Origin of the sequence: Bradyrhizobium sp. SHOUNA76, assembly GCF_023006445.1 — a bacterium.
Classification (GTDB): Bacteria; Pseudomonadota; Alphaproteobacteria; order Rhizobiales; family Xanthobacteraceae; genus Bradyrhizobium.
On the sequence record NZ_JALBHA010000146.1, the window covers coordinates 1 to 12359 of the forward strand.

The 12359-nt window shown below is 64.5% G+C and carries 10 protein-coding genes and 1 pseudogene; 6 read left to right on the forward strand and 5 right to left on the reverse strand.

Annotated features, from left to right (window positions below; all coding sequences use genetic code 11):
- Positions 1–1207, reverse strand: a 1207-nt coding sequence (gene murJ, locus MOV74_RS17250; RefSeq protein ID WP_246924724.1) for a murein biosynthesis integral membrane protein MurJ, incomplete at its 3' end; no start/stop codon positions are given.
- Positions 1208–1332: 125 nt separating this feature from the next.
- Between murJ and MOV74_RS17255 the strand changes: the two genes are divergently transcribed.
- The gene (locus tag MOV74_RS17255) at positions 1333–2334 is read left to right on the forward strand and encodes an adenosine kinase (protein ID WP_246924728.1); all 1002 of its coding nucleotides are present in this window, start codon (positions 1333–1335) and stop codon (positions 2332–2334) included.
- A 158-nt stretch (positions 2335–2492) separates the two neighbouring features.
- Here MOV74_RS17255 and MOV74_RS17260 read toward each other — a convergent pair whose 3' ends face one another.
- Entirely contained in the window at positions 2493–4187 is a 1695-nt protein-coding gene (locus tag MOV74_RS17260) for an AMP-binding protein (protein ID WP_246924731.1), read from the reverse strand.
- A gap of 116 nt (positions 4188–4303) precedes the next feature.
- Positions 4304–5497 carry a serine hydrolase gene (locus tag MOV74_RS17265; RefSeq protein ID WP_246924733.1) on the reverse strand — a complete coding sequence of 398 codons (1194 nt, stop codon included), beginning with the start codon at positions 5495–5497 and terminating at the stop codon, positions 4304–4306.
- Positions 5498–5843: 346 nt separating this feature from the next.
- Between MOV74_RS17265 and MOV74_RS17270 the strand changes: the two genes are divergently transcribed.
- Positions 5844–6164, forward strand: a complete 321-nt coding sequence (locus tag MOV74_RS17270) for a hypothetical protein (RefSeq protein WP_094894365.1) — start codon at positions 5844–5846, stop codon at positions 6162–6164.
- Between the two features lie 187 nt (positions 6165–6351).
- The gene (locus tag MOV74_RS17275; protein ID WP_246924736.1) at positions 6352–7845 is read left to right on the forward strand and encodes an NAD-dependent succinate-semialdehyde dehydrogenase; all 1494 of its coding nucleotides are present in this window, start codon (positions 6352–6354) and stop codon (positions 7843–7845) included.
- Positions 7846–8025: 180 nt separating this feature from the next.
- On the opposite strand, the gene MOV74_RS17280 is transcribed toward MOV74_RS17275, so the two are convergent.
- Together MOV74_RS17280 and MOV74_RS17285 are read right to left on the reverse strand one after the other, a co-directional pair.
- Positions 8026–8940 (reverse strand): phosphoribosylaminoimidazolesuccinocarboxamide synthase, encoded by a 915-nt coding sequence (locus MOV74_RS17280; protein ID WP_246924739.1) that lies wholly within the window; start codon positions 8938–8940, stop codon positions 8026–8028.
- 77 nt (positions 8941–9017) lie between these two features.
- Positions 9018–9935: a pirin family protein gene (locus MOV74_RS17285; protein ID WP_246924742.1), complete on the reverse strand. Its 918-nt coding sequence runs from the start codon at positions 9933–9935 to the stop codon at positions 9018–9020.
- Positions 9936–9999: 64 nt separating this feature from the next.
- Here MOV74_RS17285 and MOV74_RS17290 point away from each other — a divergent pair, with 64 nt between their 5' ends.
- The 3 genes and pseudogenes from MOV74_RS17290 to MOV74_RS17300 form a co-directional block, all read left to right on the forward strand.
- The gene (locus MOV74_RS17290; RefSeq protein ID WP_246924744.1) at positions 10000–10593 is read left to right on the forward strand and encodes a GNAT family N-acetyltransferase; all 594 of its coding nucleotides are present in this window, start codon (positions 10000–10002) and stop codon (positions 10591–10593) included.
- Between the two features lie 36 nt (positions 10594–10629).
- Positions 10630–11691, forward strand: coding sequence for a helix-turn-helix domain-containing protein (locus MOV74_RS17295; RefSeq protein WP_246924746.1), 1062 nt, complete (start codon positions 10630–10632; stop codon positions 11689–11691).
- 236 nt (positions 11692–11927) lie between these two features.
- Positions 11928–12359: pseudogene (locus tag MOV74_RS17300) on the forward strand (serine hydrolase); the annotation flags it as partial.

The window sequence follows — 12359 nt, forward strand, 5'->3', positions numbered from 1 at the left end:
CGAAGACATGGCCGAGCAGAACCGCGAGCGCGACCGCAACCACGAAGCCTTTGGCCGTGGCGAGCAGCGGCGTCATGGTGTCGCTGCGGGCATAGAAGGCCGGCGACAGCGCCTTGATCAGGACGTGGGCGGGCAGGCCAAGCGCCAGCCACATCAGTGCATGCGCGGTCGCCGCGCTGTCATCTGCGCTGAACGCGCCATGCTCGAACAACAGCCGGACGATTGGCTCGGCCAGCACGATCAGGCCGAGCGTGGCCGGCAGCGCCAGCCCGGTCGCAAGCTCCAGCGCGCGCGATTCCGCATGCGCCACCGTCTCGCGGTCGGAGCTGGCGATGGCGCGCGTCAGCTCCGGCACCAGCACTGTGCCCATGGCGACGCCGACGATGCCGAGCGGCAGCTCGATCAGCCGGTTGGCGAAATAGAGCCAGGACACAGCGGACGGCGTCGCGGATGCGATGATCGCACCGGCCACCATCAGCCATTGCGGTCCCGAGCTTGCGATCATGCCGGGAATAGCCTTGGCGAAGAAGCCGCGCATCTCCTTGTCGAAACTGATGCGCAGCGGCGTGGCGAGGCGCGCACTCCGCTGCGACAGCAACATCAGGAGCTGCAGCAGGCCGGCGAAGCCGACGGTCGCCGCCAGCATCCACGCCGCGAAAGCCGCGTCGGCATGTCCGACGAGCAGCGCTGCGATCGCGACGATCAGCGCGATGTTGAACAGTAGCGGCGAGAAGGCGGTCAGCGCAAAGCGCCCCTGCGCGTTGAGCAGGCCCATCAGCACCGTGACCGGCCCGGCAAAGGCGAGATAGGGCAGCATCAGCCGCGCGTTCGCGACGGCGAGGTCGAGCGTGGCACTGCCGAGAAAGCCCGGCGCGATGATCGTGATGACTAGCGGCATGACCAGCGCAATGACGGCCGAGATCGCGATCAGGACCACGCTGACGGTGCCGAGCACGCGTCCGGCGAATGCGGAAGCGGCCTCCTCGCCATCGCGGTCCCTGACGCGCAGCCAGGCCGGGATCAGCGCCGCATTCAGCGCCCCCTCGCTGAGCAGCCGTCGCACCACATTGACGAGCTGGAACGCCGCCAGAAACGCATCCGCCACCGCGCCGGTGCCGAGCAGCGCCGCGATCAGGGAATCGCGGGCAAAGCCCAGCAGCCGCGAGGCCAGCGTTCCCGTCGAGACGGTCAGGAAGGAGCGGATCATCGGACTTACATAATACCGTTGCTTGCCCGTGCAGGCCCGGTCGTGATAGGCCGCGAGCCAGATTTCAGGCTGACAGGAAGCGGATTTCCGCTGGGATCGCAATCCGCCAAACAGGATCAAGGTGAATGGCTGACGTGAAATATGACGTTCTCGGCATCGGCAACGCGCTGTTCGACGTGCTGGTCAGGACCGACGAGGCCTTTTTGGCCAAGCATGGCATGACCAAGGGCAGCATGTCCCTGATCGACGAGGCGCGGGCGGCGGCCATTTACAAGGACATGGGGCCGGCCACGGAAGTCTCGGGGGGATCTGCCGCCAACACCATCGTCGGCATTGGCAGCCTGGGGGCGCGTGCCGCCTATGTCGGCAAGGTCAAGGACGACCAGATCGGCAAGCTCTACGTCCACGATATCCGCGCTGCCGGCGTCGCCTTCAACACGCCCGCCGCGACGGACGGTCCCGCCACCGGTTGCTCCTACATCCTGGTCACCGATGACGGCGAGCGCACCATGAACACTTATCTCGGCGCGGCGCAGGATCTGTCGCCCGCCGATATCGATCCGGCCGAAATCGCCGGCGCCGGCATCGTCTATCTCGAAGGCTACCTCTGGGACCCCAAGAACGCCAAGGACGCCTTCGTCAAGGCGGCCAAGATCGCTCATGATGCCAAGCGCAAGGTGGCGCTGACATTGTCGGATTCCTTCTGTGTCGACCGCTATCGCGACGAGTTCCTGTCCTTGATGCGCAACGGCACCGTCGACATCGTGTTCGCCAACGAGTCCGAGCTGCACTCGCTCTACATGACCTCGGATTTCGACACCGCGCTGAAGCAGCTGCGCAACGACGTCAATCTCGGAATCGTCACCCGCAGCGAGAAAGGCTGCATGGTAGTGTCGGTGGAGGACGCCGTCGCCGCGCCGGCCTTCCCGGTCAACAAGGTGGTCGACACCACCGGCGCCGGCGACCTCTTCGCCGCGGGCTTCCTGTATGGCCTGGCGCGCAATCTTGCGTACAAGCAGTGCGGCGAGCTCGGTGCGCTCGCAGCCGCCGAAGTGATTCAGCATATCGGCGCGCGGCCGCAAGTGTCGTTGAAGGACCTCGCCGGGCAGCGCGGGCTGACGGCGTAGCGCGCGTCTCTCTCCCCGTCATTGCGAGGAGCCCGCGACAAAATTGCGAAGCAATTTTGCGCTGATGCGACGAAGCAATCCAGAATCTTTCCGCGGGGACAGACTGGATTGCTTCGCTACGCTCGCAATGACGGTGTGGATGCAGGTTCTCGGACCCCTCACGCCGTCTTCGCCGCCTTCAGTCCCAGCCGCTGCTCAACGGTATCGCGCATCAAGAACTTCTGGATCTTTCCCGTCACCGTCATCGGGAATTCATCGACGAACTCCACGTAGCGCGGGATCTTGTTGTGGGCGATCTGGCCTTCGCAGAAGGCGCGGACCTCCTCTGCGCTCAACGTCTCGCCCGATCTGACGCGGACCCAGGCGCAGAGCTCCTCGCCATAGCGGTTATCCGCCACGCCGAAGACCTGCACATCCTGAATCTTGGGGTGACGATAGAGAAACTCCTCGATCTCGCGCGGATAGAGATTTTCGCCACCGCGGATCACCATGTCCTTGATGCGGCCGACGATATTGCAATAGCCCTCGTCGTCGATGACGGCGAGGTCGCCGGTATGCATCCAGCCGTTCGCATCGAGCACGTCGGCGGTCTTCTCGCTCTCCTCCCAATAGCCCAGCATGACGCTGTAGCCGCGGGTGCACAGCTCGCCCCGTTCGCCGCGCTTGACGATCCTGCCCTCGAGATCGACGACCTTGACCTCGACATGCGGATGAATCCGTCCGACCGTGGAAACGCGCCGCTCGAGCGGATCGTCCGTTGCGCTCTGGAAGCTGACCGGGCTGGTCTCGGTCATGCCATAGGCGATCGTGACCTCGCGCATGTTCATCTCGGTGTTGACGCGCTTCATCACCTCGATCGGGCAGGGCGCGCCGGCCATGATGCCGGTACGCAGCGACTTCAGGTCGAAGCTGGCGAATTCGGGATGATCGAGCTCGGCGATGAACATCGTCGGCACGCCGTAGAGCGCCGTGCATTTCTCCTGTTCGATCGTACGCAGCGTCGTGAGCGGATCGAACCCCTCGCCGGGATAAACCATGGTCGTGCCGAGTGTGACGGAGGCAAGATTCCCCATCACCATGCCGAAGCAATGATAGAGCGGCACGGGAATGCAGATGCGATCCCGCTCGGTCAGGCGCATCGCGCGTCCGGTGAAATAGCCGTTGTTGAGGATGTTGTGATGGGTCAGCGTCACCCCCTTGGGCGATCCCGTCGTGCCACTGGTGAACTGGATGTTGACGGGGTCGTCGAATTGCAGGGCGGCTCCGAGCGCTGAGAGTTGCTCGCGATGCTCCGCTCGGCCCATCCCGGCGACTTCTTCGAACGGGATCGTGCCTGATGCTGCCGGGCCGCCGATCTGGATCACGATCCGCAAGTCTGGCAGCCGCGCGGCCTGTAACTGTCCGGGCTTGGCGCTTGCGAGCTCGGGCAGCAGCGTGTTCAGCATCTCCATGTAGTTGCTGGTCTTGAACGCCGTCGCGGTGACGATCGCCGCGCAGCCCACCTTGCGAAGTGCAAATTCCAGCTCGCTCAAGCGGTAGGCGGGGTTGATCGTCACCAGGATGAGGCCGGCCTTGGCGGCGGCGAACTGGGTCAGCGTCCATTCCGGCCGGTTCAGTGACCAGATACCGATCCGCTGCCCCCGCTCGAGGCCGAGCGCGAGAAAGCCGGCCGCGAGCGCGTCGACCCGCTCGGCGAATTCACGCCATGTCCATCTCACGCCATGGCTGGGCGAGATGACGGCTTCGCGATCGCCCCAGCGCTGCACGGCCTGGTCAAGGCTGCGGCCGATGGTGTCGCCGAGCAGCGGCGCCTCCGAGATGCCGCAAACGTAGCTGTCCGCTTTTTCAGCCAAGTCGAAATCCTCTCGTCAAGGAATGGTCAGCGCGATTTTTTCGGTCGTCATGCCCGGGCTTGGCCGTCCGAAGGACGGCTAAGCCCGGGCATGACGCGTGGTGAAGGCCAGGCTCCCTACGCCGCCTTCTGGCCGCTTCCCGCATCGAGCCCGGCATAGACCCCGCGCTCAAATCCCGCAAATGCTTCCAGGCATTTCGCGTCGGCGAACGGCAGCAGCTGCATCAGAATCACCCCGGTGACGTCGCGGGCCGGGTCGATCCAGTAATAGGTGTTGGCGAGGCCCGCCCAGGCGAGGCTGCCTGCGCTGCGTCCTTCCGCGGTCTTGGCGGTGTTGATCATGAAGCTGAGGCCCCACTTCTTCACCTGCTCCGGGTAGAGGTCGACGTCGTTGGTGTACATCGGTGCCGCCGTGGTCATCTTGCCCATGGCGAGGTCGCCGATGTGATTTTGTCCCATCGTCGCGACCGTCTCGGCTTTCAGCACCTGGTTGCCGTTGCCGCGGCCCTTGTTGAGGATCATCTGGGTGAACTTGATGTAGTCGGCCGCCGTCGAATAGAGGCCGCCGCCGCCCATGTGGAATTCCGGCTCCTGCTCGAGCTCGAACGGGATCGATGCGAGCTGGCCGTCCTCGCCACGCGCATGCATGCCGACGAGGCGCTTGCGCATGTCGTCGGTGATCTTGAATGCCGTGTCGCTCATTCCGAGCGGGCTGAACAGATTGTCGCGCAGGTAAGCGTCGAGCCGCTTGCCGCTGGCAGCTTCCACCGCCTTGCCGACGAAATCAATGTTGGTGCCGTATTCCCAGCGCGTGCCGGGGTCGGTCATGATTGGCGTTTTCAGCGCCGCGTTCTGGCAGGTCGTGATGGCGGGAATGCCGTTCTTGTCGAGATAGACCGCGAGATCGCCGTTCCACATGTTGTAGCAGAAGCCGGCGGTGTGGGTCATGAGCTGGCGCAGCGTGATCGGCCGCTTGGCCGGCCGCAGCTTCGCTTCGCCCTTGGCATCGAAGCCTTCGAGCACCTGCGGGTTGGCGAGATCGGGCAACACCTCACCGATCGGCGCATCCAGCGACAGCTTACCCTGTTCGACCAGCTGCATCGCGCCCGCCGAGGTCACCGCCTTCGTCATCGAGGCGATCCAGAACACGCTATCCGCCGTCATCGCATCGGGCTTGGACAGGTCGCGCTTGCCGAATGCGCCCTGATACAGGACGTCGTTACCGCTGGCCGCGATCGCGACGACGCCGGGAATTTCCTTGGCGTCGCTCTTCTGGCGCAGGATCTGGTCGATCTCAGCTTTGCTCCGCATGCGTGTTTCCTCCGGTTTGATTATTGTTGGAAGTGATCGATTGTCCTCCCGCACGCCCCGCGCGGCAAGCGTGTCCAGATGCCCGCGGTGGTCGCGATGTCGTGACTTGACGGTCCGTGCTCCACGCAGGACGACAGACGGGCCGAACGGCAGCACTCCGTCACAATCTGCGGTGGAAGGCCGCACTTCGCCGTGACCGTGGATGGGCTCTGGCGATATGCTTCACGTGTTTGAAGCACCTGAAACATTTTGTGCGTTGCGGCGTTCAGCACTCGGCTCAATCGACGGCCGACGTTAAGACTTGATGCAAATTGGCGGCTGCTGAGCGGCCGCGAGGGGACCTCAGATGATTTCGACTTGGAGCGAATGGAAGCGCTATCCCCGTCCCGGACGGGGCGAGAATTTGGAGGCGCCGATTTCGCCCGGGATCTACGAGGTGCGCATCGCCGGGACCGGCGCGCTCTATTCCTTCGGTGCGGTCGACAATCTGGCGCAATCCCTGGCGCTGCTGCCGGTCGGCTCGAAAAACTGGTTCGGTCGCCGCAACCCGTCGGACGTTCCCGATCTCGAATACCGGACGTGCGCAACGTCGTCGAAGGCGGACGCCAAGGCCGCGGCCGAGCGCATGATCGGCCGTCGCGAGACCTATATGAGCGGCGCGGCCTAGGCATGATCCGGACCCGAAGGGCCGCGTTAGCGCAAAGTGTGCGGCGGTTTTCCGGAAAGATCATGCTCAAACAATAAGTTCGCCCGCTGCCAGTTTAACTATCATCTGATGTGCGTTGTGGGGCGGTGCATCGGGCGCCGCTTGCTCCTATATTCCGGGCCGATCCGATCGCCCTGGGAGTAACGTCATGACACCGACCGCCGCCGCACGCGCCACGCAAGCCACCGCCACCCTGCGCGACCGGTTGAAGGACCCTTCGCTGCTGAAGGAAGCCTGCTACATCGACGGCGCCTGGGTCGGCACACCGGTCTTCGCCGTCAACAATCCTGCGACCGGCGTCGAGATCGCCAAAGTTCCGCAGCTTGGTGCTGATGATACGACCAAGGCGGTCCAAGCCGCCGAGCGCGCCTTTCCGGCCTGGGCCAAGCACACCGCCAAGCAGCGCTCCAACATCCTGCGCAAATGGTTCGAGCTGATCACAGCCAATCGCGAAGATCTCGCGCTGATCCTCACTTCCGAGCAGGGCAAACCGCTTTCGGAAGCGCTCGGCGAGGTCGACATCGGCGCCGCCTATATCGAGTTCTTCGCGGAGGAAGCGAGGCGCGTCTATGGCGAGACCATTCCCACCCAGCGGCCCGATGCGCGGCTGCTCGCGATCAAGCAGCCGATCGGTGTCTGTGGTGCGATCACACCTTGGAATTTCCCGAACTCGATGATCACGCGAAAAGTGTCCCCGGCGCTCGCCGCCGGCTGCACCGTGGTGCTGAAGCCCGCCAATGAAACGCCGCTGTCGGCGCTGGCGCTGGCTGTGCTCGCCGAGAAGGCCGGCATCCCCAAGGGCGTGCTCAACATCATCACCGGTGACGCGCCGCCGATCGGCAAGGTGCTGTGCGAGCATCCGGCGGTGCGCTTCGTCGGCTTCACCGGCTCGACCGCGGTCGGCAAGATCCTCTACCAGCAGGCTTCCGTCGGCGTGAAACGGCTTGGCCTCGAGCTCGGCGGCAATGCGCCCTTCGTGGTGTTCGACGATGCCGACATCGACGCCGCGGTCGAAGGCGCCATCGTCTCGAAATACCGCAACATGGGCCAGACCTGCGTCTGCGCCAATCGCCTCTACGCCCAGGACAAGATTTACGACGAATTCGTGCAGAAGCTGTCGAAGAAAGTCGCGGCGATGAAGATCGGCGACGGTACCGAGAGCGGTGTCACGCAAGGGCCCTTGATCAACATGAAGGCGGTCGACAAGGTCGAGCGCCACATCGCGGATGCCGTCAAGCGCGGCGCCAAAATCGTCACAGGCGGCAAGCGCAGCGAGCTCGGGCGCTCGTTCTTCGAGCCCACGGTGCTGGCCGACGTCAAGTCGGACTCGCTGGTGGCGCAGGAGGAAACCTTTGGTCCGCTCGCGCCGGTGATCCGCTTCAAGGACGAAGCCGACGTCATTGCGATGTGCAACGCCTCGCCGTTCGGCCTCGCCTCGTATTTCTACTCCCGTGATCTCGGCCGTGTCTGGCGCGTCGCCGAGGCGCTGGAGTCCGGCATGGTCGGCGTCAACACCGGCCTCATCACCACCGAAGTCGCCCCCTTCGGCGGCGTGAAGGAAAGCGGCCTCGGCCGTGAAGGCTCGCGTCACGGCATGGAAGAATATGTCGAGATCAAATACGTGATGATGGCAGGGGTGTGAGGTGCCGCCGGTTTCACCGCGAATCTGAGCTAGCTAGGCAGGCGACGCTAGAGAGGCACACCGGCCTCTCAACGTCATTGCGAGCAGAGCGAAGCAATCCAGGAATGTATCCGCGGAGGCAGTCTGGATTGCTTCGTCGCTTCGCTCCTCGCAATGACGAGGTGAGCGGCAACAGCTAGGCTAGATCTTCAATTCTGTCCCCGTCACCCGCCGATACGCTTCCAGGTACCGCTTGCTGGTTGCGTCCACTACGCTCGCCGGCAGCGGGGGCGGCGGGGCGTCGCCGTTCCAGCGGCCGGCGCGGCGCTCGACATCGAGATAGTCGCGCAGCGGTTGTTTATCGAAGCTCGCCTGCGGCTGGCCCGGTTTATAGGCACTGGCCGCCCAGAAGCGCGAGGAATCCGGGGTCATCACCTCGTCGATCAGGATGATGCGGCCGTCCTTGTCACGGCCGAACTCGAACTTGGTGTCGGCGATGATGATGCCCTGCTCGCGGGCCAGCTCCTCGCCGAGCGTGTAGATCGCGCGCGTCATGCTCTCCAGCGTGTAGGCGACCTCGTCGCCGACCACCGTGCGCATCGTCGCGATGGTGATGTTCTCGTCATGGCCGCTCTCGGCCTTGGTTGCCGGGCTGAAGATGGCAGGCTCGAGCTTCTCGCTCTCGACGAGTCCGGCCTTCAGCTTTTCGCCGGCCAGCGTGCCGCTCGCGGCGTATTCCTTCCAGGCCGAGCCCGAGAGATAGCCGCGGATCACGCATTCGATCGGGAACACGGTGGTGCGCTTGCACAGCATGGCGCGGCCGAGAATCTCGGCACGGTGTGGCTTCAAGGCCGGTACGTCTGCTAAAATCGCGTCGGTGTCGGCGCTGATCATGTGATGCGGCACCACGCCTTCGAGCTCGTTGAACCACCAGGCGCTGATTTGGGTCAGCACCGCCCCCTTCATCGGAATGGTCTCGCCCATCACGACGTCGAAGGCGCTAATGCGGTCGGTGGTGACGAGCAGCAGGCGGTCGCCGTCGACGTCGTAGATATCGCGCACCTTGCCGCGTCCGATCTTGGTCAGGGGCAGGTCGCTGGAGAGCATGGTGGTCATCGGCAAATCTTTCGCAGGCAAGGCTTTCAGGCAGGACATCCGACCGCGTGAATGGCGCGGCCGGAAGCCGGAATAGCCTATTCCGGCAGCGGAATGAACTCATGTTCCTGCGGAACTGCGGCGAAGCGACCGGTTTTCCAGTCCTGCTTGGCCTGCTCGATCCGCTCCTTGCTGGAGGAGACGAAATTCCACCAGACGTGGCGTGGCCCCTCCAGCGCATCGCCGCCGAGAAACATCATCCGCGTCGCCTTCAGCGCCTTCACGGTGATGCGGTCGCCGGGGCGGAAGATCAGCAGCCGCGGCGCCTCGTACCGCTCGTTTGCGATCTCGACCTCGCCATCGACGATGTAGATCGCGCGCTCCTCATGATCGGGATCGAGCGGCACGCTCGCGCCTTGGGCGGCCGTGACCTCCGTATAGAACCACGGCGACACCATCGTCACAGGCGAAGCGATGCCGAACGACGAGCCCGCGATCACCCGTGCGGTGAAATCGCGCTCGGAGATCATCGGCAAATCGCCGGCGCCGTAATGCTGGAACGACGGCGCGATCTCCTCAGATCCCGCCGGCAGCGCGATCCAGCTTTGCAGGCCCAGCATCTTCTGGCCCGAGGCGCGCTGCGCATCAGGCGTGCGTTCGGAATGCGCGATGCCGCGCCCCGCCGTCATCAAATTCATCGCGCCGGGCGCGATCTCCTGGACATTGCCCTCGCTGTCGCGATGCATGATCGCGCCGTCGAACAGATAGGTCACGGTGGCGAGCCCGATATGCGGATGCGGCCGCACGTCCATGCCCTTGCCGGAGACGAATTGCACCGGCCCGAAATGGTCGAAGAAGATGAACGGCCCGACCATCTGCCGCTTGCCATGCGGCAGCGCGCGCCGCACCGCGAACCCGTCGCCGAGATCGCGGGTGCGCGGCACGATGACGAGGTCGAGCGCGTCGCAGGACATGGGATCGCCGAGCACGGGATCGTTTGAGGGCTGCCAGCTCATGGTGGACTCCTGTTTCTTGCTGGTATGATCGTAGCAGAACAACAATGAAAACGGGAGGAGACCGATGATTCCGCCGCTCAAGCCTGGCGCCAGGCTTTTGCAGGTGTCCGGCCCCAGAATTGAGACGGAACACCTGATCCTGCGCCCGTGGCGCGCAAGCGATATTGCGCCGAACGCGGTGATGCTGTCCGATCCCGGCACCGCCCGCTTCATCGCGCCGGACGGCAAGCCGATCACGACCGAGATCGGCGGCTGGCGCAACGCGGCCGTGATCTCCGGGCACTGGGCTCTCTACGGTTTCGGCATGTTCGCGGTCGAGGAAAAATCGAGCGGCAGATATGTCGGACGTGTGGGCCCGTGGTCGCCACCGGGTTGGCCCGGTTTCGAGGTCGGCTGGGGCATTGCAAAGGAATTCCGCGGCAAAGGCTATGCGGCGGAAGCGGCCGGCGCTTCGATCGACTGGGTGTTCGACAGCTTCGAGATCGACGAGATCATGCACTGTATCGAAAGCACGAATGTGCCATCGCAGGGTGTGGCCCGGAGCCTGGGCGCTCGGAAGGATCGCGAGATCGATCTGTTCGGCAAGCCGGCCGACGCCTGGATCACCTCGCGCGTGTCGTGGACCCGGCGAATTGAATCGAGGTCTGATCTGACTTAGGTTCGTGGCACGCCGCGGTGCAATCGGATTGACCGGATGCTGCTGACCAATCTCGAACTTGCCTTTCGCGCCGCATCCGTCGCGCTGCTGCTGGTGTTGGCTGCGTCATTGGTCTCCGAGTTTCGCAATGTGCTGGCGGCCCGGCTCGGCGCCGCCTTCGCTCTGGGGGCGGCCGCGCATGCGGCGAGCTATTCGGTGGACGTCACGTCACCGATCCCGCTCCTGCACGCGCCGCTGATCGCGTTGTCGACCGGCGACATCGTGGTGTTCTGGCTGTTCACACGGTCCCTGTTCGACGACGAGTTTCGCCTGCGCTGGTGGCACGGAGGGGTCTGGGCGCTGGTGACGGCCTTCAGCTTCGCAGGCTGCGTCTGGATCGCACCCAGCGGCCATGTGCGGTTCTCGGTGACGCTGGTCAATCTGATCGTGCTCGGCTTCATCGCGCTCGCGGTCGGGCAGATGATCGCCTCCTGGCCGGCCGACCTGGTCGAGCGCCGCCGCGGCGTTCGTGTCTTCATCGTCTGCGCAACCGCGATCTACGGCGGTCTGAACGCAGTGCTTCAGATCGCCGTCACCGGCCACCACGTCGGCGACGTCGCCGAAACCATCAATGCCGGCGTGCTCGCCTGCATCGTCGCGGCGATGGTCTATGCCATGATGCGCGTTGACGGAGCAGATCTGTTTCCGGCCGCGGCAGAGCCCGCACCGCCGATCGTTTTCAGTCAGCCGTCGGCCGATGACGCCGCCGATCAAAAGCTCATCGACGCCCTGATGCGGCTGATGGCGGACGAGCGGATCTATCGTCAGGAGAACATCACCATCGGCGCCCTGGCGGGCCGGCTGAAAATTCCCGAATACCGGTTGCGCCGGCTGATCAACCAGCGGCTCGGCTACCGCAACTTCAACGTCTTCCTGAACAACCACCGGATCGAGGAGGCCAAGGCCGCGCTCGCCGATCCAACACAGGCCGAGGTCCCGGTCATCACCATCGCGATGGACGCCGGCTTCCAGTCGCTCGGGCCGTTCAACCGCGCCTTCAAGACGGTCACCGGCGTGACGCCGACCGAGTACCGGCGGTTGAAGGTAAATGCGGCGTGATGTGTTGCTTCGCCTCTCCCCGCTTGTAGGGAGAGGCCGACGCGGCCCGCAAGCGCGGGCGAGGGGGCGACTGCCATCGCGGCTGCATCTTCGTATTGTTTTGAAATAGCTCGCTTATTCCAGAATCGGCGAGCCTCGCCCGGCTTTCAATAAGGCCGTTTTCCAAATCCGGCGAGCCGTGATCGCGCCGCTCCGGCTTCCTTCCGGGCACACCCCGCCCATGCCGGAGAAAGCCCGTGACCCGCCGCCGCAAGATCATTCTCTCAATCACCACCATCGCCTGTGCCGGCCTCGCGCTCGGCGCGGTTCGCGCCCACGACGTCCCCAAGGTTGCCACCGGCTTCATGGCTGACATCCTCTGCTCCGAGACCTTCATCTCCGGCCTCGATACCAGGCGCAATCTCGCCGAGACCACCGACGCGATGCCCGGCACCGGTCTGCTGACCTGGGCGATGGACTACCGGATCGATCGGGTGCGCAAGGATGTCATGGTGACGCTGTTCGGCATCGGCCGCAGCCATGCCGTCTATCGCGAGGGGCTCGGCTGCACGCTCGAGCACGAAGCTGGCATCGCCGACGTGGCGGTGCCGCCTGACGACAAGCAGCCTGCGCTGCTGTCCGAGATCGCCGGCCCCGGGATCGTGCCGCCGCAAAGTCCAGGGCTTGCC

What these genes read in the sequence shown, in the direction of transcription:
- MOV74_RS17255 (WP_246924728.1), top strand. Translation starts at nt 1,333, where the DNA reads ATGGCTGACGTGAAATATGACGTTCTCGGCATCGGCAACGCGCTGTTC.
- MOV74_RS17290 (WP_246924744.1), top strand. Translation starts at nt 10,000, where the DNA reads ATGATTCCGCCGCTCAAGCCTGGCGCCAGGCTTTTGCAGGTGTCCGGC.
- MOV74_RS17270 (WP_094894365.1), top strand. Translation starts at nt 5,844, where the DNA reads ATGATTTCGACTTGGAGCGAATGGAAGCGCTATCCCCGTCCCGGACGG.
- MOV74_RS17285 (WP_246924742.1), bottom strand. Translation starts at nt 9,935, where the DNA reads ATGAGCTGGCAGCCCTCAAACGATCCCGTGCTCGGCGATCCCATGTCC.
- MOV74_RS17280 (WP_246924739.1), bottom strand. Translation starts at nt 8,940, where the DNA reads ATGACCACCATGCTCTCCAGCGACCTGCCCCTGACCAAGATCGGACGC.
- MOV74_RS17275 (WP_246924736.1), top strand. Translation starts at nt 6,352, where the DNA reads ATGACACCGACCGCCGCCGCACGCGCCACGCAAGCCACCGCCACCCTG.
- MOV74_RS17295 (WP_246924746.1), top strand. Translation starts at nt 10,630, where the DNA reads ATGCTGCTGACCAATCTCGAACTTGCCTTTCGCGCCGCATCCGTCGCG.
- MOV74_RS17265 (WP_246924733.1), bottom strand. Translation starts at nt 5,497, where the DNA reads ATGCGGAGCAAAGCTGAGATCGACCAGATCCTGCGCCAGAAGAGCGAC.